This window comes from Streptomyces sp. NBC_00158 (genome assembly GCF_045160885.1).
GTDB lineage: Bacteria > Actinomycetota > Actinomycetes > Streptomycetales > Streptomycetaceae > Streptomyces.
In genome coordinates, this window is the sequence record NZ_CP108161.1 from 349,454 (window position 1) to 371,303 (window position 21,850).

At 75.0% G+C, this 21,850-nt stretch carries 18 protein-coding genes and 1 pseudogene; 8 read left to right on the forward strand and 11 right to left on the reverse strand.

Annotation, left to right across the window (positions count from 1 at the left end):
• Positions 1–56 precede the first annotated feature (56 nt).
• Positions 57–1,321: pseudogene (locus OG553_RS01555) on the reverse strand (OFA family MFS transporter).
• Between the two features lie 101 nt (positions 1,322–1,422).
• Here OG553_RS01555 and OG553_RS01560 point away from each other — a divergent pair.
• Both OG553_RS01560 and OG553_RS01565 read left to right on the forward strand, forming a co-directional pair.
• Positions 1,423–2,325: an alpha/beta fold hydrolase gene (locus tag OG553_RS01560; RefSeq protein WP_405977188.1), complete on the forward strand. Its 903-nt coding sequence runs from the start codon at positions 1,423–1,425 to the stop codon at positions 2,323–2,325.
• A 288-nt stretch (positions 2,326–2,613) separates the two neighbouring features.
• The gene (locus tag OG553_RS01565) at positions 2,614–3,180 is read left to right on the forward strand and encodes a YbaK/EbsC family protein (RefSeq protein ID WP_405977189.1); all 567 of its coding nucleotides are present in this window, start codon (positions 2,614–2,616) and stop codon (positions 3,178–3,180) included.
• 127 nt (positions 3,181–3,307) lie between these two features.
• Here the strand turns inward: OG553_RS01565 and OG553_RS01570 are convergent, their stop codons facing one another.
• A complete protein-coding gene (locus tag OG553_RS01570) occupies positions 3,308–3,859 on the reverse strand; it encodes a hypothetical protein (protein WP_405977190.1) in 552 nt (183 codons plus the stop codon).
• A gap of 193 nt (positions 3,860–4,052) precedes the next feature.
• Between OG553_RS01570 and OG553_RS01575 the strand changes: the two genes are divergently transcribed.
• The 3 genes from OG553_RS01575 (at position 4,053) to OG553_RS01585 (ending at position 7,124) form a co-directional block, all read left to right on the forward strand.
• Positions 4,053–4,724 carry a hypothetical protein gene (locus tag OG553_RS01575; RefSeq protein WP_405977191.1) on the forward strand — a complete coding sequence of 224 codons (672 nt, stop codon included), beginning with the start codon at positions 4,053–4,055 and terminating at the stop codon, positions 4,722–4,724.
• A gap of 109 nt (positions 4,725–4,833) precedes the next feature.
• The gene (locus OG553_RS01580; RefSeq protein WP_405977192.1) at positions 4,834–5,388 is read left to right on the forward strand and encodes an FABP family protein; all 555 of its coding nucleotides are present in this window, start codon (positions 4,834–4,836) and stop codon (positions 5,386–5,388) included.
• Positions 5,389–5,504: 116 nt separating this feature from the next.
• The gene (locus OG553_RS01585) at positions 5,505–7,124 is read left to right on the forward strand and encodes an alpha/beta hydrolase (protein ID WP_405977193.1); all 1,620 of its coding nucleotides are present in this window, start codon (positions 5,505–5,507) and stop codon (positions 7,122–7,124) included.
• Here OG553_RS01585 and OG553_RS01590 read toward each other — a convergent pair.
• Together OG553_RS01590 and OG553_RS01595 are read right to left on the reverse strand one after the other, a co-directional pair.
• Complete coding sequence (locus OG553_RS01590; RefSeq protein WP_405977194.1) at positions 7,052–7,810, reverse strand: SDR family NAD(P)-dependent oxidoreductase; 759 nt, start codon at positions 7,808–7,810, stop codon at positions 7,052–7,054. The genes OG553_RS01585 and OG553_RS01590 overlap by 73 nt on opposite strands.
• Before the next feature lie 105 nt (positions 7,811–7,915).
• On the reverse strand, positions 7,916–8,500 hold the full coding sequence (locus tag OG553_RS01595) for a TetR/AcrR family transcriptional regulator (protein WP_405977195.1): 585 nt from the start codon (positions 8,498–8,500) through the stop codon (positions 7,916–7,918).
• 129 nt (positions 8,501–8,629) lie between these two features.
• On the opposite strand from OG553_RS01595, the gene OG553_RS01600 reads away from it, so the two are divergent.
• Positions 8,630–9,064, forward strand: a complete 435-nt coding sequence (locus tag OG553_RS01600; RefSeq protein ID WP_405977196.1) for a CBS domain-containing protein — start codon at positions 8,630–8,632, stop codon at positions 9,062–9,064.
• Between the two features lie 230 nt (positions 9,065–9,294).
• Positions 9,295–10,365, forward strand: a complete 1,071-nt coding sequence (locus OG553_RS01605; RefSeq protein ID WP_405977197.1) for an N-acetylmuramoyl-L-alanine amidase — start codon at positions 9,295–9,297, stop codon at positions 10,363–10,365.
• Here the strand turns inward: OG553_RS01605 and OG553_RS01610 are convergent.
• The 6 genes from OG553_RS01610 to OG553_RS01635 form a co-directional block, all read right to left on the reverse strand.
• Entirely contained in the window at positions 10,340–11,155 is an 816-nt protein-coding gene (locus tag OG553_RS01610) for a class I SAM-dependent methyltransferase (RefSeq protein WP_405977198.1), read from the reverse strand. The two genes, OG553_RS01605 and OG553_RS01610, sit on opposite strands and share 26 nt — an antisense overlap.
• Positions 11,155–11,814 (reverse strand): DUF2278 family protein, encoded by a 660-nt coding sequence (locus tag OG553_RS01615; RefSeq protein WP_405977199.1) that lies wholly within the window; start codon positions 11,812–11,814, stop codon positions 11,155–11,157. The genes OG553_RS01610 and OG553_RS01615 overlap by 1 nt, the downstream gene beginning before the upstream one ends.
• Positions 11,815–11,926: 112 nt before the next feature.
• Positions 11,927–12,733, reverse strand: coding sequence for an MBL fold metallo-hydrolase (locus OG553_RS01620; protein ID WP_405977200.1), 807 nt, complete (start codon positions 12,731–12,733; stop codon positions 11,927–11,929).
• Between the two features lie 91 nt (positions 12,734–12,824).
• Complete coding sequence (locus OG553_RS01625; protein ID WP_405977201.1) at positions 12,825–14,339, reverse strand: alpha/beta hydrolase; 1,515 nt, start codon at positions 14,337–14,339, stop codon at positions 12,825–12,827.
• A 73-nt stretch (positions 14,340–14,412) separates the two neighbouring features.
• Positions 14,413–17,607 (reverse strand): amidohydrolase family protein, encoded by a 3,195-nt coding sequence (locus tag OG553_RS01630; protein WP_405977202.1) that lies wholly within the window; start codon positions 17,605–17,607, stop codon positions 14,413–14,415.
• Between the two features lie 139 nt (positions 17,608–17,746).
• Positions 17,747–19,222, reverse strand: a complete 1,476-nt coding sequence (locus tag OG553_RS01635) for a multicopper oxidase family protein (RefSeq protein ID WP_405977203.1) — start codon at positions 19,220–19,222, stop codon at positions 17,747–17,749.
• Between the two features lie 344 nt (positions 19,223–19,566).
• Between OG553_RS01635 and OG553_RS01640 the strand changes: the two genes are divergently transcribed.
• Positions 19,567–21,474 (forward strand): choice-of-anchor R domain-containing protein, encoded by a 1,908-nt coding sequence (locus tag OG553_RS01640; RefSeq protein WP_405982920.1) that lies wholly within the window; start codon positions 19,567–19,569, stop codon positions 21,472–21,474.
• 82 nt (positions 21,475–21,556) lie between these two features.
• Here OG553_RS01640 and OG553_RS01645 read toward each other — a convergent pair whose 3' ends face one another.
• Positions 21,557–21,811 carry a hypothetical protein gene (locus tag OG553_RS01645; RefSeq protein WP_405977204.1) on the reverse strand — a complete coding sequence of 85 codons (255 nt, stop codon included), beginning with the start codon at positions 21,809–21,811 and terminating at the stop codon, positions 21,557–21,559.
• Positions 21,812–21,850 lie beyond the last annotated feature (39 nt).

A 21,850-nucleotide genomic window follows, 5' to 3' on the forward strand; every position in this document is an offset into this window, starting at 1 on the left:
GAAGGGGAGCCCGGCCCAGAGCCAGGCGACGGCGAACAGCGCACGGTCGCGGCCGGTCACGGGGCGGCTCCTTTGCGGACGGCGGGTACGTCCCGCGGGGCGGTGTCGGGCGGTTCGTGATGGCGGGGGTGCACGGGCCGTACGAGCTCGTTGGCGACGAAGCCGACGGCCAGCAGGCCGATCATGATGAGGAACGAAGGGCCGTAGAGGGCGGTGCCGGTCCGCCCGGCCGCCTTCCCGGCGTCCGCCACGGCGTTGACGATCAGCGGCCCCACGATGCCGGCCAGGGACCACGCGGTCAGCAGCCGGCCGTGGATCGCGCCGACCTGGTGGACCCCGAAGAGGTCCTTCAAGTAGGCGGGGACCGTGGCGAACCCGCCCCCGTAGAAGGAGAGGATGACGGCCGCGCAGGCGATGAACAGGGTCTTCGAGGAGTTCCCGTTCAGCGCGATGAGGAGGTACATCAGCGCACCGGCGCCCAGGTACAGGCGGTAGACCCGCTTGCGGCCGATCAGGTCCGAGGCCGACGACCACAGGAAGCGGCCGAGCATGTTGGCGAGGGAGAGCAGCCCGACGAACCCGGCCGCGGCTCCCGCGGCCACCGGCGCGGACGTACCGGCGAAGAAGTCCGTGATCATCGGGGCGGCCTTCTCCAGGATGCCGATGCCCGCGCTCACGTTCGTGCACAGGACCACCCACAGGCACCAGAACTGCGGGGTGCGCAGCGCGTCGCGGGCGGAGACCCGGGGACCGGGCGCTGCCCGGCCCCCATGGCGAGGAAGGTCCTCGCGATCCCCGTGGAGTCGCGGCCGAAGGCGTCCAGCAGCCTCGCCGTCCAGGGGGCCGCGATCAGGGCGCCGCCTCCGAAGCCCATGATGGCGATGCCGGTGGCCATGCCGGGCCTGTCGGGGAACCATTTGATGAGGGTGGAGACCGGCGAGATGTAGCCGATCCCGAGGCCGATGCCGCCGACGCAGCCGTAACCGAGGACCACGATCCAGTACTGGCGGGTGGCGGCGCCGAGGGAGGCGACGAGGAACCCGGACGTGAAGCAGACGGCCGACACGGTCATGGCCCAGCGCGGGCCGTGCCGCTCGACCAGGGTGCCGCCGAAGGCCGCGGACAGCCCGAGCATCACGATCGCGAGCTGGAACGGCAGGGCGGACGCCGTTCCGGAGAGGCCGAGCGAGGTCTCCAGCGGTGGTTTGAAGACGCTCCAGGCGTAGGCCTGGCCGATGGCGAGGTGGACGGAGAGGGCGGCGGGCGGGACGAGCCAGCGGCTCCAGCCCGGTGGGGCGGGCGTACGCAGTCCGGCGAACATGCCGCGGACCGTACAGCACGCGGACACGGCCGTGTGACGGCCCGTCGGGCCAATCTTCCCCCGGTATGTTCGGCGTCTGCCCCCGGACAGGAGGAGACGGCGTGACGGTGAGCGAAGAGAAGGCCGTGGGCGTGGGACCGGCCGGCATCGAGGTGGCGTACGAGCGGTGGGGGGACGAGCAGGCACCGCCGGTGCTGCTGGTCATGGGCATCGCCCTGCAGATGCACGGCTGGCCCGACGGATTCTGCGCGGAGCTGACGGGGCGGGGCGTGGGGCTGGTCCGGTTCGACAACCGGGACGCGGGCCTGTCCACCCACTTCCCCGGCGCGCCGGTCCCGGACGTGCCGGCGGCGCTGGCGGGCGACCTGTCGTCGGCCTCGTACTCCTTGTCGGACATGGCCGGCGACGCGGTGGGCCTGCTGGACGTGCTGGGGCTGGACAGCGCGCATGTCGTCGGCCTGTCGCTGGGCGGGGCGATCGCCCAGACGATGGCGATCGAACACCCGGGCCGGGTGCGGTCGTTGACGTCCATGATGTCCACGACGGGCGACCCGGCGGTGGGGCAGCCGGACCCGAAGGCCCTGGGCGCGCTGGCGGGGCCGCCGCCGAAGTCCCGCGAGGAAGTGGTCGAGCGGATGGTCGGCGCCGTACGGGTACTGGGGTCGCCGGGGTTCCCCTTCGACGAGGCGGCGGTGCGCGAGCGGGCCGCCCGCGCCTTCGACCGGTCCTACGATCCGCTCGGGGTCGCCCGCCAGGCGGTGGCCTCGGTGGCGTCGGGCGACCGTACGGCCCGGCTGCGGTCGCTGCGGCTGCCCACGCTGGTGATCCACGGCGCCGAGGACCCGATGTGCGACGTCAGCGGCGGCCGGGCCACCGCCGATGCCGTACCGGGGGCCGAGCTCACGGTCTTCCCCGGCATGGGCCACGACCTGCCGCGCGCGCTGTGGCCCGGGATCGCCGGGCTGATCACGGACCTCGTCCACCGCACCGAGGCGCGCCGCTGAAGGGGCGACCGGACGGACGCCTCGGGGACTCGGTCCCCGAAGCCTCCATCCTGGGCCACTCGTACGTCATGATCGCGCGCGATCAGCAGGCCGCCGACGAGGGCGGCGGCGATCAGTGCGATGGTGATGGCTGTGGACACGGGCGGCCCCGGGTCGGCGGTCGTTCCGCTCCACGGCCCACCCCACCGCAACCGGCCCGCCCCGACGCACCGGGCACGCCGCGGCCCGCCCGGACGATCGGCGTCAGGGGCGGTAGGGCCGCACCGCGCGTCCTGTTACCGTGCGGCCATGCGCGCACCCATCGGCCCCTTCGAAGACGCCCGCCCCGCCCCCGACTGCCTGGCCGAGCTGGTCGCGCCCGTCGCCGGGGCGGTGCGCGGCCTGCACCACGCGGACCCGGAGGCGGCCCGGCGGATCGTCTACGTGGACACCGACCCGGCGATCGCGGACACGGCCGCCTTCGTCGAGCACTACGGGCGGGAGCTGCTGGACCGGTCCGCGAACTGCGTGGTGGTCGCCGCCAGGCGGGGCGGCGGGACCGCCCTGGCCGCCTGTCTGGTGCCGTCGGCGGCGCGGGCCGACGTGAACGGGGTCGTCCGGCGGCACCTGGGGGCCCGGAAGGTGTCCTTCGCGCCCATGGCCACGGCCGTGGAACTGACCGGCATGGAGTACGGCGGGATCACCCCGCTGGGCCTGCCGGCCGACTGGCCGCTCCTGGTGGACCCGGCGGTCCGCGACATGCCGTACGTCCTGGTCGGCAGCGGCCGTCGGCGCGGCAAGCTGATCGCCCCGGGCGGGCTGTTCGCCCTGCTCCCGGGCGCGGAGCTGATCGAGGGCCTCGCCGTCATGCCGTAGGGGGTGTCCGCGAAGTGGCGCCGTCCGCCCGGAGGGCGGGCCCCGCGGGGTCCGGTGCGTGCCCTCGGCGTGCCGGGCGTCGCGGGGCAGGCGCGACTTCGCGGACACCCCCTGGGCCGCCCCGGGCTCAGAAGACGGCCGTGAACAGCGCCACCAGGAGGCCGGCCGCCGCACCCAGGGCGATCACGGCCACCATCCCGGCCAGGGCGGCGAGGACGAAGCCGCCCCCGTCCACCGGCTCGCCGCGGCGGGCGCAGGCCGCCAGCCAGGACGTCAGGGCGAGGAAGGGGACGAGGAGCAGTCCGGTCGCGACGCCGAGGTTGCCGACGGCGAAGCCCGACAGTTCGTACGCCTTCCCGCGCGCGGTGCGGACCTCCACCTCCGAGCCCGGCCGGTGCTCCTCCGCGGCCGTCTCCAGCAGGATCTCCTCCTGCGGGCCCGCTCCCCCGCGGACCGGGGTGTAGCGGCCCTTGCACTGGGTGCCGGCGGCGTACCCCTCCACGTCGGCGGCCTCGTAGCACTCGGCGACGGTCACCACGCCGTCCACCGGGCCGAAGCCGAGTACGGCGGCCAGTTGCGGGCCGGGCAGGAGCCAGACCAGCCAGGCGGCGAGGGCGAGGGTCGCCACCGATCCGAGCGCCGCCGCACCCCGGGCCACCCCGCGTGCACCATCCCGCACCCCGCACCCCCTCCCCGCTGGCCCTTACCCGTGGCGGCGGCTGCCTAACGCGGGACGTGCCCAAGTAGCCACCGTCCGCTATCCGCCATATGGGGTGCCGACGCCCCCGCGGGGTACCGGTCGGCTCCTAGGATGAGGCCCGCTGCGGCCCCGGGAGCGCCGCAGCGCGAGTCCACGGGCAGGGAGTTGACGAATGAAGCGGTTGCGCGCACTGGTGGCGGTCGGGGTCCTGGCACTGGCATCGGCGGGTGCGGGCACGGCCCAGGCCGACGCCCTCTCACCCGCCGCCGGCACGGGCGGCTGCCCGGCGGCCGAGATCTTCGCCACCGACAACACGGCCGTGATCACGGATCCGGCCGACCCCCGCCTCCGAACCCGGCTGCACCGCTTCGACCACGAAGTGCGGCAGATCATCCGCACGCACGGGGCGCGCACCGAGTCCTCGACCCTGCTCGACGGGGTGTTCTGGTCCGAGGACGAACAGCAGGCCACCTACGAGCGGTCGCGCGAGTTCGACGTCACCCGGGTCGACGCCAACGGGCTGCACCAGATCGCCGACGTCATCCGCAAGCAGTACCGGCAGGAGTCGGTGCTGACGTTCCGCTGCCTGCCGCGCACCTCGCCCGAGACGGACGCCGTCGAGATCCAGGCCGACGGCGTCAGCGCCACCCGGCTGCGCGACGCGCTGCTCGCCGACCCCGTGGCGCGGGAGCGGCTCGGCGGCGGCTCGGTCGCCCTCGACGGGCGGCTGATCCTGATCGCGCCGGTCGCGGACCTGCCGCTGGCCCGGAAGTTCACGGCCGGGCTCGGCGTCGACTGGAACTCCGCCGAGGTCCGGTACGGGGACGAGGAGTTCGTCGCGTAGGACCCGGGTCCGCCCCGTGTCCGGCCGGCGGACGGTCCCGGAGCGGCTCCGCGCCGCGGGCTACGCTGCACGCTCGCGGGGGACGACCACAGAACGGGCAAGGTGAAACATGTTCGAGCCGGCGCAGGAGAATCCCTACCCCGACAGCCACGTCCTCGGGGAGGGGCCCGAGCCGCATCCGCTGCTGGCTCCGGTGCTCCCCCTGCTGGGGCGCTGGCACGGCCGGGGGCGGGGCGAATATCCCACCCTGGAGCAGGACTTCCGGTACGAGCAGGAGATCACTTTCAGCCATGACGGCCGGCCCTTCCTGCGCTACGAGGCCCGTGCGTGGCTGGTCGACGGCGACGGCTCCCCGGTGCGGCCGGCGGGCCGGGAGGCCGGGTGGTGGCGGGTGACGCCGGACGCGTCGCTGGAGGTGGTGCTCGCCCACCCGACCGGCATCGTCGAGACGTACACCGGACGGGTGTCCGCCCCGGCCACGGCCGGGCTGGAGATCGAGATCGGGACCAAGGACGTGTCGCTGACCCCGCTGGCCAAGGAGGTCACCGGCACTCGCCGCCACTACACCCTCGACGGCGACGGCCTGACGGTCGTGCACGACATGGCGGCCGTGGGACAGCCGCTCCAGCACCACCTGACGACGCGTCTGCTCCGCCGCGCCTGACGACGGGGGTGGCACCAGCACCACCCCGGATACGGGTGGTGGGGAGATCGTCCCGGGCCCCCCACTGGCGGAGGATCGTCACGACCGATCACCGCTACGGGGGAGAGACCGACCGGATGGACCTGTTGAAGAAGACCGCGCGCCGGGCCGCGGCCGCCGCCTGCGGGCTGCTCGCCGTGGCGGCGCTGCCCGCCGCCCCGGCGCACGCCGCGCCGGGGGCCGAGACCCGCCCGATACCCGCCCGGTACGCGGACCAGCGCCTGGACTGGCGGCCCTGCGCGTCGGGCCCGCTGGAGTGCGCCTCGATGACGGTGCCGCGCGACTGGTACCACCCGGGCCGGGGGCAGGACCTCACCGTGGCCGTGTCCCGGCACCGCTCCACGGACCCCGCCGCCCGGCGCGGGGTCCTGATGATGGCCGCCGGCGGTCCGGGGGCCTCGGGGCTGGGACGGCCGGCCGGCCTGGCCTCGTACGCCCCGAAGCTGGCGGCCGCGTACGACATCGTGAGCTTCGACCAGCGCGGCGTGGGCGCGAGCACGAACGTGGTCTGCTCCGACCAGGACAAGGTGGACGCCCTGTTCGCGCCCGGCGACCTGCGCGACCGTTCGGAGGAGGCCGTGCGCGGCACGGTGGAGCGGGCACGGGACTTCGTGCGCGACTGCCGGCGCAACTCGGGCGGCCTGCTGCCCCACATCACCACCGACCAGGCCGTGCACGACATGGACCTGTACCGGTCGCTGCTCGGCGTCCGGCAGGTGTCGTACTACGGCCCCTCCTACGCCACCCACCTCGGCGCCGTCTACGCGACCCGTTTCCCGCGCCGGGTCGAACGGGTGGTGCTCGACAGCAACATCGACTTCAGCGGCAGCTGGCAGGACTTCCTGACGGGCCAGCCGCTGAGCTTCCAGCGCCGGTTCGAGCAGGACTTCCTGCCGTGGCTGGCGGCGAACGACGCGACCTACCACCGGGGCAGGACCCCCGAGGAGGCCAAGGCCTCGTACGAGCGGCTGCGCGCCTCGCTGCGCGAGCACCCGCTCGACCTGGAGGGGACCCGCGTCCTGCCCGACCACCTGGACGCGGCGGCGACCGGCATGATCTACAGCGGCGACCGGTTCCCGGACCTGGCGGCGCTCCTCGGGGTCCTGGAGGACCCGGCGAGCGCCCCGGCCGCCACCCGGCGGGCCCTCGCGCAGAGGCTGAAGCACCCGATGGACGCCCGGTTCGCCGCGGACTTCTTCTCCGTGGTCTGCCAGGACACCCCCTGGAACCGCGACACCGGGTACTGGGTGCGCCGGAGCGAGGCGGACAGCCGCGACCACCCCATGGCGGGCGCGCGGGAGCTCGCCTTCACCTCGGTCTGCGCCGCCTGGCCGCGCTCCGCGGCACCGCGCGTGGAGGTGACCGGCCGGGGGCTGCCGCCGGTCCTGATGCTCAACTCGGAGCACGATCCGGCGACCCACTACGAGGGGGCCGTACGGGCCCACGGGCGGCTGGCCGGATCGCGCCTGATCACGGTCGGCGGCGGCGACCACGGCGCCTACCAGTCGCGGAACGCCTGCGTGGACCGGTACGTCGAGGACTTCCTGCTCGACGGCCGGATGCCGGACGCGGACGCCGCCTGCGCGGGGCGGCCGCTGCCGGATCCGGCCGTGCGGCGCGGCGCTCAGGCCGCGGAGCCGCTGTCGATGACGAGGTCGGTGCCGACGACGGAGCCGGCGGCGGGCGAGGCGAGGTAGAGCACGGCGGCGGCCACTTCCTCGGCCTCCGCGACCCGGCCGAGGGGGTTCTCCGACTTGACCCGCTCGGCCCGGTCGGCCTCGGTCTCGCCGGGCCGCAGCGACATGGGGCCGGCGGCGGCGCCGGGGCTGACCGCGTTGATGCGCACGCCCTCGTGGATGTGGTCGAGGGCGGCCGCGCGGGTGAGGGCCGACACGGCCGCCTTGGAGGTGATGTAGGCGGCGGCGTTCGGGATCCGCATGTGCGCGCCCAGGTTGGAGGAGACGTTGACGATGGCGCCGCCGCCGTTGCTCCGCATGTGCGCGATCTGGTGCTTCATCGCCAGCCAGACGCCGGTGACGTTGGTGCGCTGGACCGCGTCCCAGTCCTCTTCGCTGACGTCGGCGACCGGTCCTACGCCGCGGAGTATGCCCGCGTTGTTGACGGCGACGTCGAGTCCGCCGAAGCGGGTGACGGTCTCGCGGACGAGGTCCTCCAGCCGGCCCGAGTCGGTGACGTCGGCGGGGACGGCGGCGGCCGTGCCGCCGGCCGCCTCGATGAGGGCGACCGTCTCGTCCAGGGTGGCGGCGGTGCGCCCGGCGGCCACGACGGAGGCGCCCTCGGCGGCGAAGGCGAGGGCGATGGCCCGGCCGAGGCCGGTGCCGGCGCCGGTCACGAGGACGGTCTTGCCGGTGAAGCGGTTCATCTGTGGTGACTCCTTCGCGGGGCGACGAGCCCCATATTGGAACGTTCGGTTCAGAATTCGGGCATGCGAAAGGGTGGGGCGGGCAGCGTGCGGGGCGGCCGGCCCTCAGTCCAGGAGGGCCAGCGCCTGCTCCGCCGCGTCCCGGACGCGGGCGGGGTCGTCCGAGGCCTTGCCGACCACCCGGACGCCCTGGAGCAGGACCAGCAGCATCCGGGCCAGCGCCCGCGGGTCGCGGTCGGCGGCCAGCTCCCCCTGCCCCTGGGCCCGGACGAGCGCCGAGTGGAGCAGGGTCTCGAAGCGGTCCCAGCTCACCCCGACCCGGCGGGCGGCCGCGGGGTCGTGGGATGCCAGTTCGGCCGCGGTGTTGGTGACGAAGCAGCCGCTGAGCCGGTCCTGCGGGGACCCTGCCTCGGCGGCGAAGCGGCGCACGACGGACCGCACGCCGGGCAGTGCGGGCCCCGGCGCGGAGAGCTGGGCCAGCAGCAGCGGGTCGAACGTCTCGGCGTAGCGGTCCAGCGCCTTCAGGTAGAGCTCGTGCTTGCTGCCGAAGGCCGCGTAGATGCTGGCCCGCCCGATGCCGAGGTGCTCGACGAGGTCGGCCACCGACGTAGCCTCGTAGCCGCGCCGCCAGAACAGCTCGAGAGCCGCCTGGAGCACGGCGTCCGGATCGAATTCCCTGGTCCTTGCCACGTCGAAGATCATAAAGCTATCTGGAACGAACGGTCAATAATCTTTCCGGGCCCGGAGCCCGGCACTCCCGGCGCGCCGCGCCGCTCCATCCGTGCTGTCCTCGAAGGGGAGGGCACGGAAGGAGGAACCATGGACAGGAACCTGCTGGCCCGGGACATCATGACCAAGGGCGTGCAGTGCGTCCGCGAGGGCCAGTCCCTGCAGGACGCGGCCCGCATGATGCGCGAGCTGAACGTCGGTTCCCTGCCGATCTGCGGGGACGACGGGCGGCTCAAGGGACTCATCACCGACCGCGACATCGTCGTCAAGTGCTGCGCCGACGGCAAGGACCCGGCGGCGGTGCGGGCCGGGGACCTCGCCGGCACCCTGCACTGGATCGACGCCGACAGCAACGCCATGGAGGCGCTGGACACCATGGAGGTCCACCAGATCAAGCGGCTGCCCGTCATCGACGTGGAAGGCGGCCGCCGCCTGGTCGGCATGATCACCGAGGCGAATCTGGCGAAGAACCTCTCCGACGCGGACATCGCGGAGTTCGCGGTACGCGTCTACGCCGCCAACTGATCGGCGGGACCGCAGGGACCGGAGGAATCCGTCGGCCGGCGGCCGTGACCCCCGCGGCGCCGGCTCGTTGAAGGGGACGGTCAGCGAAGTACACAGAGCGCCGGCCGGGCACTTCCAGCCCGGTCGGCGCCTTGTGTCCGCGGGGCCCGGGAACGGTTCGGGGGCGCATCGCAGCAGCCGCTGTCCCGGTTCTCGTCCACCGACGTCCGGGGATCCTGGAGAGAGCCGAGTTGCGCACCCGCGGATTCCCGCTGACGCCCGTCACCGCCGCCCTGGGCTGTCTGCTCGTCACCGTGGCCGCGGTCGGCGGCGAACCGGCCGCCGCTCCCCCGGCGCCGCGCGCCGTCACCCTGACCTCGGCGGGCGCCCCCGTCCTCGCGGACGCCCGGACCCCCTTCAGCATGCTCGCCGTCACCGCGCCCGCCGACCGCCCCGGCGGCCCGGGCGCCGGCACGTACCGGGTCCGCGCCCGGGAGCGGGGCTCCGGGCACTGGTCGCCGTGGACGGTGGTGGAGGGCGGGGAGCCGTGGTGGGCCGGGCCGTCCGACGCCGTGGAGGTGCGGGCGTCCGCCGGCCGCGGGGAGCTGCCGCGCGGGGTGCGCCTGGACCTGGTCGATCCGGGGCCGGACCCCGCACCCGTCGCCGCCGCCCCCGAGCCGGCCGCGTACGCGGTGGCGTCCGGCGCCGGCTCCCGGCCACGGATCGTCCCCCGCGCCCGCTGGGGCGCGTCCGAGGGCCCCGGGGAGGCCGCCGTGTACGGCAGGGACGTCAAGGCCGTGTTCGTCCACCACACCGCCCAGAGCAACGACTACGACTGCTCCGACTCCCCCGCCGTCGTACGCGGCCTGCAGGCCCTCCACCAGCGGGTCAACGGCTGGAAGGACCTCGGCTACAACTACGTGGTCGACAAGTGCGGCACGGTCTTCGAGGGCCGGGCCGGCGGCTCCGGCCGGCCGGTGACCGGGGCGCACACCCTCGGCTTCAACGCCGACACCCTCGGCGTCGCGGTGATCGGCCGGTACACCGAGGTGGAGGCGCCGCCCGAGGCCACGGCGGCCGTCGCCCGGCTGGCGGCCTGGGCCCTGGGCCGGTACGGGCACGGCCCCTCGGGCACCGTGGAGCTGATCGCGTCCGTCGGCAACGGGCGGTTCGGGGCCGGTGAGCGGGTGACGGTGGAGCGGGTCTCCGGCCACCGCGACGTCTTCGCCACCGAATGCCCGGGCGACGCCCTCTACCGGCAGCTCCCCGCCGTCCGGGCGCAGGCCTCGGACCCCTTCAGCGATCTGTTCGGCGGCCGCTGACCGCCCAGGCGCGGGCGGTCAGCGCGATCGACCCGTCGGACCGGACGGGCAGGGCCCCGGCGAGCGCGTCGCGCAGCCTCCCGCGTCCGGCGGGGGCCAGGGAGGCCACGTAGCCGGGGGCGGGGCCCTGACCGGCCAGGAAGGGCTCCCACAGGTCCGCGAAGCCGGTGAACACGGTCGCCACCTCGACCGGGACGACCTCCACCGCGTCCAGCCCCGCCCCCGCCCACAGCGCCCGCAGCGGCTCCGGCCGGCACAGGGGGAAGCGGCGGCGCTCGTCCAGGGCGGCCGCCGACGGGTCCAGGGCGACGGCCGCGTCCCAGAAGTGCCCCAGCAGTCCCATGCCCTCGGCGTAGTCCCAGACGTACGCGGCGACCAGCCCGCCCGGCCGCACCGCCCGGGCGGCCTCCGCGACCGCCGCGCCGGGGGCGGGCAGGAAGTTCAGCGCGAGGGCGCTGACGGCGGCGTCGAAGGCCCCGTCGCGCACCGGCAGCGCCTGGGCGTCGGCCACCGCGAAGACCGGCCCCGCGGCACCGGCCGGGGCCGCGGCGGCCCGGGCCGCGGCCACGAAGGCGGCGGAACGGTCCACGCCCAGCACCAGCCCCGGCCGGCAGCGGGCCGCCACCGCCCCGGCCAGTGCGCCCGTACCGCATCCGGCGTCGAGCCACCGGGCTCCGGGGTCGACCCCGAGCGAGCCCGCGAAGGCCTCTGCCACCGGGCGGCTCCAGCGGCCCATGTAGCGCTCGTAGCCGTCGCCCGCGGCCCAGGTGTCGAAGCGTTCCCCCGGCATCAGACGGGGTGGCCGTCGGGTCCGGTGTGTTCGGCCTGGCTGGAGAACCGGTTGAGGAAGACGTCGTACAGCCCGTCCGGGCGGCGGGTGAGGGTGGCGCCGTCCTGCCAGGTGCCGTTGTCGTCCCACCACTGGCTGCCGTACGGGTCGCCCTGGTTCTGGTGGATGTTGTGCATGCCGAGCCCGTGGTCGAAGGGCTCCCCGAAGACCATGACCTCCCGGCCGGGCAGCAGGATGGGTTCCAGGGCCTGCGCCGCGTCGAGGTTGGAGCCCGAGATCCAGGGGCGGGGCGGGTTCAGCCGGTCCATCAGGTCCTTCAGCCAGGCGGGCGGGCGGACGGGGAAGGAGCAGCCGGGGCGGTGCTGGAGGGCCGGGTGGCGCTGGTAGTCGAGGGCGCCGGAGCCCGGGGTCATGGAGAGCTCGTGGTAGCCGGGGTCCAGGGAGGGCACCGGGTCGAGCACGGAGGCGGCCAGGGTGAACACCTTCCACTGGACGCCGGTGGTGGACTGTTTGCTGTCCACGTCGACCGCGCACCGGTACCGGCCGGCGGGCGCGTCCACCTCCAGGTTGACGTGGAACCAGTGCCCCTGGGTGTCGGGCGTGTCGCGGAAGTGGCGGTGCAGCGTTCCCGACAGCACCCCGTAGGAGTCGAGCGGCATGCGGCCAGTCAACCACCGGCCCGGCGGGCGGTCGTGTGACTCGCGGGGGATCCGCTCCCCGGCCCCCGTACGGAGGCGGTTCGGAGCCGGAGGATCCGGGCGGCCGCCGGGGCTAGTGGGGGCCCGGGGCGAAGGCGGCGAGCATCTGTTCCAGGGCGGCCTGGTCGGGGCCGGTGAAGGGGGTGAGGCCCGGGACCGCGGTGAGGGTGTCCAGGAGCCGTGGGGTCAGGCCGGTCGCCGGGGGCAGGTGGGTGGAGAGGACGGTGCCGGGGTCGGCGGAGCGCAGCGGGTCTGCGGTGGCGAGGAAGCGGGCCGGGTCCGCGGTCTGGGCCCAGGGGCTGTCCACGCTGGCCCACAGGAGCTGGGCGGCCTTGAGGTCCTCGGCGTCGACTTCGGCGACGTCGGGGCAGGTGGCGAGGTCCGCGGTGGGCAGCGGGGCGCCGAAGCAGTCGGAGCTGTAGCAGGTGCCGGTGCGGTCGTCGAAGAAGCCGACGGTGGCCGGGTTGTCGAAGAGCGGGGGCCGGAAGGCGTGCAGGGTGCGGTCTCCGACGGACAGGCTCTGCCCCGGGTTGAGCAGGTACACCCGGTCCAGGGGCAATGGACACTCGGTGGACATCTCGCCGACGCCGAGGAAGGTGGTGATCACCCGGGCGCGGGGTGCGGCCTCCAGGAGGGCGAAGAGGCCGCCGGTGTGGTCGCGGTCGGGGTGGGTCAGCCAGATCCAGCGCACGTCGGCCGGGTCGATCACGCCGGCGAGGGTGGCGAGGAAGTCCCGGTCGGGCAGGCCCAGGCCGGTGTCGACGACGACGGGCTCCTCGGCGTGCAGGACGAAGGCGTTGACGGGGACGAAGCCGATTCCGGGGACTTCCAGGCAGTCGGCGAGAACGGTGGTGTCGGGCCCCGCCTTGTGCGTGCTCATGATGATCTCCACGGCCCTGTGGGAGGAAGGGACTGTACGTTCCATCGTGCCGCCGTACGGGTGAGCCCGCGCGCCGCGCGGGCCCGGGGGCTCAGTTCGCGCAGCTCGTGTCGCGGGCGGGGCGCTCGCCGGTGGTGAGGAAGCGGGTGACGGTGCGGTCGCCGCAGGCGTTGCCGTTGCCGAGGTAGACGCCGTGGCCGCCCTGCTCGACGGTGACGAGGACGGCCCGGTCGCCGAGGGCCTCGCGCATCTTGAGGCTCTTGGAGTGGGGGGTGGAGGGGTCGCGGCGGCTCTGGATCATCAGGATGTCGGAGGGGCCGTGGTTGGTGATCTTCGTGGGCTTGTCCTCGGGGGCGTCCTTCCAGAAGGAACACGGGAGCACGTTGACCGGCATGCCGGCCGTCAGCGGGTGCCGGGCCCGGTCCTCGTCGACGGCGTGCTGCCGGTCGGCCTGCGAACCGCCGGGCCAGGCCACGTCGTTGCAGAGGACCGCGACGAGCTGGGCGGCGTCCTCGTCGCGCAGGGGGCGGGCGAGCTCCGGCGGGAGGGCGGGGGTGTGGGCCGGGTCGCGCAGGGCGGCGACGAGCCGGGTGAAGGCGGGGAAGGCGGAGTCGCTGTAGAGGGTGTTCTGCAGGGCCTGGCGCAGGCCGTTGCCGGTCAGGGGCACGCCGGGGGTGGTGGACGGGCGGGGGGTGCGGTCCAGGGAGGCGAAGAGCGAGAGCAGCAGGGGTTCGACGTCCTCGGGGTGCTGCGCGAGGCGCAGGCCGTCCTTGTCGCGGTCGGGGTGGGCGGCCCAGGCGGCGAAGTCGGGGAAGCGGTCGTCGGAACCCTGGGCCATGTTGGCGAGCCAGCCCCGGGCGACCCGCTTGGGGTCGGGGTCGCCGCTGCTGTCGAGGACCCAGCGGTCGGTGCGCCCGGGGTAGGTCTGGGCGTACACGGCGCCGACGTAGGTGCCGTACGAGACTCCCCATGCGGAGAGCTTGCGCTCGCCGAGCGCGGCGCGGAGGCGGTCCATGTCGCGGACCTGGTTGGCGGTGGTGAAGCTGCGCAGCACGGGTCCGCCGTTGCGGGCGCAGGCCTCGGCGGTGCGGCGGGAGCGGGCGAGGTTCTCGGTGATGTCGCCGTCGGGGGCGGGCCAGGAGCGCAGGGCGGTGAGGAAGCGGTCCTCGGGGGCGAGTCCGCAGCTCGCGGTGGTGGAGCCGCCGACGCCGCGGGGGTCGAAGGCGACGAGGTCGTAGGCGCCGCCGAGCTGCTGGCGCAGGGCCTCGCCCTTCTGCGTCAGGCGCTGTACGCCGGAGCCGCCCGGGCCGCCTGGGATGACGACGAGGGTGCCGCGGCGGGCCTCGGGGCGGTCGCTGCGGATCCGGGACACGGCCACCTTGATCTGCGGGCCGCGGGGGTCGGCGTAGTCGAGGGGGACGGGGAGGTCGGCGCACTCCTGGCCTGCGGGGCCGCCGGGCTTGGCGCAGGGCTGCCAGGTGAGGGCGGGCACCTCGGCGCGGGGGGCCGCGGCCGCCTGGGCGGGGAGGGTGGCGGCGGTGACCGCGGTGGCGGCGGCCGCGGCGGAGAGGGCGAGGAGGAGGGCCTTGTTCCGGGAGTTCGTCATGGGGCAAGCCTCTTTCAGCCCGCCCCGGCGTCCCATCCGGCAGACCGGCTTCCGGAGGGTGGGGGTAACCCCCCTACAGGAAGCGTCCGTTGACCCGGTGGGCGGTGCAGCAGGAGTCGCGGTGGAGCTGGCGCAGCACGGGCCGCCAGGCCTGTTCGGGGGCCTGGGCGGCGGGGTCGGGGTAGGCGGCTTCCAGGTCGGCGCGCGCGTACGGGGTGCCGGCGCGCAGGACCGCCCGTACGCGGACCAGGTCGGCGAAGTCGGTGAAGGGGTCGCCGTCGACGAGGGTGAGGTCGGCGAGCTTGCCCGGTTCGGCGGTGCCGAGGTGCGCGTCGGCGCCGTAGACGCGGGCGGGGGTGCGGGTGGCGGTGGTGAGGGCCTCGGCGGGCGAGAGGCCGTAGCGGTGGAGGGCGCGCAGGGCGAGGTGGAGGTGGAGGCCGACGGGGGTGAGCGGGGCGTCGGTGCCGAGGGCGACGCGGCCGCCGCCTTCGAGTACGGCGCGGTAGACGGCGACTTCGCGTTCGAGGGCGGTGTACTGCTCCGGGGTCGGCGGCCGGCCGGCGGCGGTCTTGAGGGTGGCGGCGTCCCAGGGCGGCATCATCGCGGTGACCCGGCGGTCGGCGGCGAGCGAGGGGTCGGCGCCGATCAGGGGCAGGGCGGTGAAGGGGGTGGCGACGAGGTCGAAGCCGCCCCGGGTGTAGACCTCCAGGGTGTCCTGGTGGGTGTGGCCGGCGGGGGTCGCGCCGTGGCCGTACTCGGCGCGTTCGGTGGCGACCAGGTGGGTGGTGAGGTCCTGGCCGGACTGGATGCCGGGGGCGCACAGGTGGGAGCCGGAGCGGACGCCGAGGGTCTCGTGGGCGAAGCGGGCGGCCTGCTCCATGAAGGCGTAGGGGGCTCGGACGTAGGTCTTGACGAAGTCCCAGTCCAGGGCCTCGGCGCGGGCCAGGGAGCGGGCGAGTCCGGCGCGGGTGCGGTGGGCGCGGCCCATGCTGTAGGCGACGCGGGAGCCGTCGAGGAGTTCGCCGCCGGCCAGCAGCCGGGGGGCGGCGAGGCGTCCGGCGCGGATGTCCTCGCGCAGGCGGGCCTGTTCGTAGGCGGAGCCGCCGAGGGAGACGGCGGTGGTGATGCCGTAGGCCAGGTGCAGGGCGCCCTGGCGGGCCCCGTAGGTGTACGGGTACGGGTGGACGTGCGCGTCCCACAGGCCCGGCAGGACGGTGCCCCCGGAGGCGTCGACGGTGCGGGCGGCCCGGCGGCGCGGGCGGTGCGGTTCGACGGCGGTGACGCGGCCGCCGCTGATGAGCAGGTCGACGTCGGCGCGGGGCGGGGTTCCGGTGGCGTCCCACAGGAGTCCGGCGCGGACCACGGTGTCGACGGGCTCGGGGCGGCGGTAGGTGAGGGAGACGGGGACGGTGCGGGGTGCGCCGTCGGGGGTGCCGTCGGGGCGGAGGGAGAGCAGGCGCAGCCGGGCGTTGGACTGGTAGAGCAGGGTGCGGGAGTCGGCGGACCAGGAGGGGTGGTCGGCGGGTTCGCCGGTGAGGCGGCGGGCGGGGCCCGCGGGGGTGCCGTCGGGGGTGACGGGCAGCAGCCACAGCTCGGATTCGGCGACGCAGGCGAGGAAGCGGCCGTCGGGCGACCAGACGGGGCCGGACGCGTAGCGGTCGGAGAGGGAGGTGTGGGGGGCGAGGGCGTGGAGGCGGGCGGTACCGGTGGCGGTGTCGACGATCCGGATGAGGTTGTAGCCCTCGCGGAAGCGGCGGCTGAGCCGGTTGCGGTCGCAGAGGGCGAGGTGGCGGCCGTCGGGGGCCCAGCTGGGCGGACCGGGCAGGCCTCCGCCGCCGAGGGCGGTGACGAGCGGGGTGTCGGTGCCGGAGGCGAGGTCGCGGACGATCAGCCGCCCGGCGAGGTCGAGGGCGACGAGCCGGGTGCCGTCCGGGGAGAGGGAGCCGTAGACGCGGCCGGGCGGGGAGAGCACGCCGTCGCGGCCGTCGGCGAGTTCGCGGCGGCGTACGGTGTTCAGCCCGTCGCGGTCGTCGGTGTAGAGCAGGGCGCGCCCGTCGGGGGTCCACACCGGGCCCTGGACGTAGGCGGTGGCGGGTGCCTGGAGGATCCGGCGGGGGGCTCCGCCGGTGACGGGTGCGGTCCACAGGGCGCCGAGGGCGGCGAAGGCGACGCTGCGGGCGTCGGGCGAGAGGGCGGGGAGGTGGATGCCGCGTACCCGGCGGGGCCGGTCGGCTTCGAGGTCGTACTCCTTGACCCGGTAGCGGGGGCGGGGTACTTCGAGGGTGGCGTCGAGGGGGATGTCCCGGGCGGGGCCGTCGCGGTGGGGGCGGATCACCCGGAACCGGCCGTCGAGGGTGATCAGCAGCCGGTCGTCGCCGATCCAGCGCGGGGGTGCGGGGGCGAGGTCGCCGTCGAGGGGGACGGGGCGGCCGTCGGCGTACAGGGTGAGCTTCTCGGCCCTGCGGGGTCCGGGGGCGGCGGAGAGCCAGGCGGTGCGGCCCGCCGGGGACAGGGCGGGGGCCAGCAGGCTGCCGCTGGTGACGGTGTGTTCGGTCCGTACGGGGCCGCTGCCGTCGGCGGCGACGGAGGCGAGGGTGCGGGCGGGAAGGGTCTCGGCCTCGGGAGTGGCGCGCAGGAAGAGGACGCGCCCGCCGTCGGGCGAGAAGACCGGGTCGAGGTCCTCCCAGGGGCCGTCCTGGCCGGGGCCGGCCTGTCCGGGCGCTCCGGTGAGGCGGCGCAGGCCGCCGTCGGCGAGGGAGACGGTCCAGATCCGGTACGGGCTGCCGGTGACGGGGTCGCCGCCCCGTTCGGAGCAGAAGGCGAGGGTGCGGCCGTCGGGTGACCAGGCGGGGGCGCGGTGGTCGAAGGGGCCGTCGGTGAGGCGGCGCAGGCCGGTGCCGTCGGCGCGCATCACCCAGATGTGGAAGGTGCCGCCCCGGTAGGCGCTCATGGCGACGCGGCGGCCGTCCGGGGAGAACACGGGCCGGCCGGGTTCCAGGTCGGGCGGGGTGAGCGGGGTGGCGGGCGAGCCGTCCGGCGGGAGGGACCACAGGACGTTCTGCACCTCGGCGACGACGCGCCGCCCGTCGGCGGTGGCGGTGGCCGCGCCGTTGGTGGCGCGGGTCAGGCGCAGCAGGGCCCGGCCGTCCGTCCGGGGGGCGGCGGCCGGACGGGCGGCCGCCGGCGGCGCCCCGGTCCCGGTGCCGGCCAGTGCCGCCAGTGCCCCGGCCGAAGCCGCCCGCAGTACCGCCCTGCGCCCCATCCGCATGCCGTCGCCCCGCCTCGTGTCCGGTTCCCGCCCGACTGCCCGTCACGGGGCGAACGATCACGGCCCCGGTTCGGCAACGGGGACGGGTGCGCCCCGGCGGCCGGATCCGGCCGCCGGGGAGGGAGGGGGGCGACGTGCGTCAGGAGATGCGCATGTTGGCCATCATGCCCATGGCGCCGTGGTCGAAGAGGTGGCAGTGGTAGACGTAGGTGCCGCGGTAGCCGTCGAAGGTGGCCTGGAGCTTGACGGTCTCGCCCGGCTTGAGCGGCACGGTGTCCTTCAGGCCGGTCTCGGGGCCGGAGGTGACGGGCTTGCCGTTGCGCTCCAGCACCCGGAACTGCACCAGGTGCATGTGGAAGTTGTGCGGGGCGATCTTGTTGCTGTTCGTCACGGTCCAGATCTCGGTGGCACCGTAGGCGATCTCGGTGTCGATCCGGTCCATGTCGAACGTCTTGCCGTTGATGTACGCCATGCCGCCGGGGGCCTCGTCCATCCGCATGTCGAACTCGCGGTTGACGCTGGCCGGGCCGAGCGCGGGCAGGGTGCGCAGCCGGTCCGGGACGACGCTGTGGTCGGCCGCCTTGCGGGTGACGCGGAACTGGAGGACCTTGCCGACCACGTCCACGGACTCGAACGGGGCGATGTCCTTGTTGTGCAGCTCGATGACGGTGCCGACGGGGTACCGGGAGAAGTCGATGACGACGTCGGCGCGCTCGCCGGGGCTGATCTTGACCACGTCGGTGCGGTGCGGGGCGGGGAGCAGGCCGCCGTCGGTGCCGATCTGGACGAGCTCGGAGTTGTCCGCGAGGTGCAGGTCGAAGAAGCGCTGGTTGGAGGTGTTGGTGAGGCGGAAGCGGTACTTGCGGGCCGCGACCTCGAAGTACGGCCAGGACTTGCCGTTGGCGAGGATGACGTTGCGCTTCATGAAGTCGCCCATGGCGTAGACGAGTTCGCCGCTCTCCAGGAAGCGGGCGTCGCGCAGCGCGATCGGGACGTCGTACTGGCCGGAGGGCAGGCGCAGGCGGCGCTCGATGTCGTCGGTGAGGATGTAGGTGCCCGTCATCCCGCGGAAGACGTTCTCCGACTCCATGTGGTGGGCGTGGTCGTGGAACCACAGGTTCGCGTGCGGCTGCGTGTTGGGGTACGTGTACGTCTTGGTGCCGCCGCCGGCCGGGATCAGGTCCATCGGGGCGCCGTCGCTGTCCGTCGGGACGTGGGCGCCGTGCAGGTGGATCGAGGTGGGGACGGCGAGCTGGTTGGTCTGCTTGATGACGACGCGCCGGCCGGACTCGGCCTTGATGACGGGGCCGGGGAAGGAGCCGTTGAAGGTGCGCAGCGGGGTTCTCAGGCCCGGGACGATCTCCTTGGTGGCTTCCTTCAGGGTCATCCGGTAGTAGCTGGTGGTGCCCGTGTTCAGGTAGGGCTGGAGGACCGGGGGCAGGGGCATCTTCTGCTTGAACTTGGTTATGCCCGCGGCGTCGAGCTCGGCGGCGCCGGCCTTGGCTCCGGACGGGCCGGTCGCGGAGGCGGTCACGGCGGGCAGCAGCATGCCGCCGGTGCCGACGATGCTGGTGGCGGCGACGCCTGCCCGGAGTGCGGTCCGTCGAGTGATCACTTTTCCCCCGTGGGTGTGGCCCGGCGCCTCGTGTGCCGGTCGGATCGGCCTCGCGCAGGGGTGCGCGTGCCTGGACAGGGAGAGCGTGCTCGAGTGCGGTGGTGTGTCGCTGGTGCGGCTGTGGAGCACGGGTGAGGCGTTGACTGGAACCGGTGCGTTACCCCGGCCGGTGACGGGGCGTTGGACCGTCCGGGCGGTGCTTCGGGGTGTCCGGCGCGGCAGCGGCGATCACGTACCCCGGTGGGGCCACGGCCGGGGATATTGGATGAATAGCGCCGCGTACGGGTACGCGCACGCGCTCTGCCGGGCTTCTTGACGCTTCATCACAGTGGAGGCAATGCGTGATGCGCACACGGTCCGTCCTGCTGGCCGGCGCCCTGCTGGCGACGCTGCTGCAGACGGCGGACGGGGCGGTCGCCGCGAGCGGGCCCCTCGCGCCCGACGGGCGGTCCGCCTTCGACGGTCAGGCGGGGCACGAGGTGGCCCTGTACGGGATCAAGGGCGCGGGCGGCGCCGGACGGGCGGGGGCCCAGGAGTTCACCACGGACGACGACCGGCTCTCGCGGGTGTCGCTGTTCATCGGCAGCGCGGCGGCGACGGGGAAGCTGAGCGTGCAGGTGCGCACGGCCCGGGACGACGCCGGCTCGGCGATCGCCTCGGCGACCGTGGACCTGGCCGCCCTGGGCGGGCCGGGGACGGGCTGGGTGGAGGTGGCGCTGGCGGCGGCCCTGCGGCCGGGCGCCCGGTACTACCTGTTCGCACAGGCCACCACCGCCGAGCCGGGGGCGGTGACCTGGCACGGTACGCGGGCGGCCGCGGCCGGCGCCCCGGCGGGGGCGCAGTACGACCAGGCGCGGGGCGGCTGGCAGGCGGGCTCGGGCCGGCTGGCGTTCTACGTGAACCCGGCCGGGTCCGAGCGGTGCGGGGAGACCGAGGCCTGCTACGTGCCGGTCTCGATGAAGCCGGCCCGGACGGCGGGCCTGCTCTCCAACGGGCGGGCGGTGGAGGCCGTCGACCCGGCCTTCGCCGTCGGCGCCCGCTACGTGGAGGGCAGCAACGTGCTGGTGCTGCCGTCGGGCCGCTGGCGCTACCTGCCGGAGGGCGCGGAGAAGTCCCGGGTGGTCGAGGCGGGCGACGCGGGCGCGCTGGCCCAGATCACCGAGTCGCGGCGCTGGCTGGCCCGGGGCCGGGTGCCGGGGGCGGCGGGGACCCGGCGCGAGGGCGCTGAGCGGGCGCTGCTGTCCATGCGGGCGCTGCTGCGGCCGAACGGGGCACTGGCGGCGGCCTGGTACCCGTTCTGGGACTTCTCCTGGCCGCGTGACTCGGCGTTCGCGGCGGCCGCGTTCGCGCACACGGGGCACGACGAGGAGGCGTACCGGATCCTGCTGTACAACGCGCGGACGCAGCGGCCGGACGGCACCTGGGAGGCCCGGACCAAGCTGGACGGCTCGGGGCCGCCGGACGACCGGCGGTGGCAGTTGGACGCGAACGGCTGGGTGCCCTGGGCCACCTGGCAGTGGTACCGGACGGCGCCCGCGGCGGACCGGGAGGAGCGGCTGCGCGTGCTGTACCCGGCGATCCTGAAGGCGGCCGACTTCGCGGCGGCCTCCCTCGACGGGGAGGGGCTGCCGCCGGCCTCCCCGGACTACTGGGAACTGCCCACGGACACCGCCAACATCGGTACGGCGGCCCCGCTGCTGTCCGGGCTGCGGGCCGCCGCCGACCTGGCCGCCGGGCTGGGGCGGGGTCAGGAGGCCGCGCGCTGGACGGAGGCGGCGGGCCGGCTGGAGCGGGGCATCGCCAAGCGGTTCGCGCCGCTCGGCTACCAGCGGACGGTGGACGGGCTGCACGGCCACGACAGCGCGGCGGCGTTCATGGCGCCGCCGTTCAACGTGGCCCCGGCCGGGCTGCCCGGGGCGCTCGACACCACCTACCGGGAGCTGCTGCGGCCCAACGGCGGCCTGGTTCCGGGCAGCGACCCGGACACCCGGTGGGGGAACATCACCTGGACTGCGAGCACCTCGTTCTTCGCGCTCGCCTGGTCGTCGATGGGCGAGCGGGCGAAGGGCGACGCGGTGCTCGACTGGGTGCTCGCGCAGCGCAACGTGCTCGGCGAGCTCCCCGAGACGGTGGACGCGCAGGGCCTCCCGAAGGCCGTCGTACCCCTCGGGTGGACGGACGCGCTGGTCCTGCTGACCCTCGTGCAGCTGGGGGACGCCCCCCTGCCGACGCCGCCCGCGCCCCGCACCTGACCCCGGCGCGCGGGGGCGCGCACGGCAAGGCGCCGGGCCCGGGACGTGTGTCCCGGGCCCGGCCGGAGGGGCTGCCCTCCTGTTACTTCGTGGTGTAGTAGAGCCACCACTTGTGGTCGTGCTGCTTGCAGTAGTAGCTCTTGTAGTGGCCCGACTTGCCGGCCGACTCACAGGACGACTTGCTGGGGTAGGGCCCCTTCTTGCCGCTCGCCTTGTGCTCCAGCACCGACACCGCGTCGGACTGCTGCTGGGGGGCGGCCAGGGCGGCCGGACCGGCCATGATGAGACCGGCGGTGACCAGGGCCACCGGAGCGAGCTTGACGATCTTCGCGTACATGATGGTTCCTCTTCCTCGGGATCTCCGGGCCCGTTCGGG

What these genes read in the sequence shown, in the direction of transcription:
- OG553_RS01625 (WP_405977201.1), bottom strand. Translation starts at nt 14,339, where the DNA reads ATGACGAACTCCCGGAACAAGGCCCTCCTCCTCGCCCTCTCCGCCGCG.
- OG553_RS01645 (WP_405977204.1), bottom strand. Translation starts at nt 21,811, where the DNA reads ATGTACGCGAAGATCGTCAAGCTCGCTCCGGTGGCCCTGGTCACCGCC.
- OG553_RS01585 (WP_405977193.1), top strand. Translation starts at nt 5,505, where the DNA reads ATGGACCTGTTGAAGAAGACCGCGCGCCGGGCCGCGGCCGCCGCCTGC.
- OG553_RS01630 (WP_405977202.1), bottom strand. Translation starts at nt 17,607, where the DNA reads ATGCGGATGGGGCGCAGGGCGGTACTGCGGGCGGCTTCGGCCGGGGCA.
- OG553_RS01590 (WP_405977194.1), bottom strand. Translation starts at nt 7,810, where the DNA reads ATGAACCGCTTCACCGGCAAGACCGTCCTCGTGACCGGCGCCGGCACC.
- OG553_RS01565 (WP_405977189.1), top strand. Translation starts at nt 2,614, where the DNA reads ATGCGCGCACCCATCGGCCCCTTCGAAGACGCCCGCCCCGCCCCCGAC.
- OG553_RS01615 (WP_405977199.1), bottom strand. Translation starts at nt 11,814, where the DNA reads ATGCCGCTCGACTCCTACGGGGTGCTGTCGGGAACGCTGCACCGCCAC.
- OG553_RS01620 (WP_405977200.1), bottom strand. Translation starts at nt 12,733, where the DNA reads ATGAGCACGCACAAGGCGGGGCCCGACACCACCGTTCTCGCCGACTGC.
- OG553_RS01600 (WP_405977196.1), top strand. Translation starts at nt 8,630, where the DNA reads ATGGACAGGAACCTGCTGGCCCGGGACATCATGACCAAGGGCGTGCAG.
- OG553_RS01575 (WP_405977191.1), top strand. Translation starts at nt 4,053, where the DNA reads ATGAAGCGGTTGCGCGCACTGGTGGCGGTCGGGGTCCTGGCACTGGCA.
- OG553_RS01580 (WP_405977192.1), top strand. Translation starts at nt 4,834, where the DNA reads ATGTTCGAGCCGGCGCAGGAGAATCCCTACCCCGACAGCCACGTCCTC.
- OG553_RS01610 (WP_405977198.1), bottom strand. Translation starts at nt 11,155, where the DNA reads ATGCCGGGGGAACGCTTCGACACCTGGGCCGCGGGCGACGGCTACGAG.
- OG553_RS01640 (WP_405982920.1), top strand. Translation starts at nt 19,567, where the DNA reads ATGCGCACACGGTCCGTCCTGCTGGCCGGCGCCCTGCTGGCGACGCTG.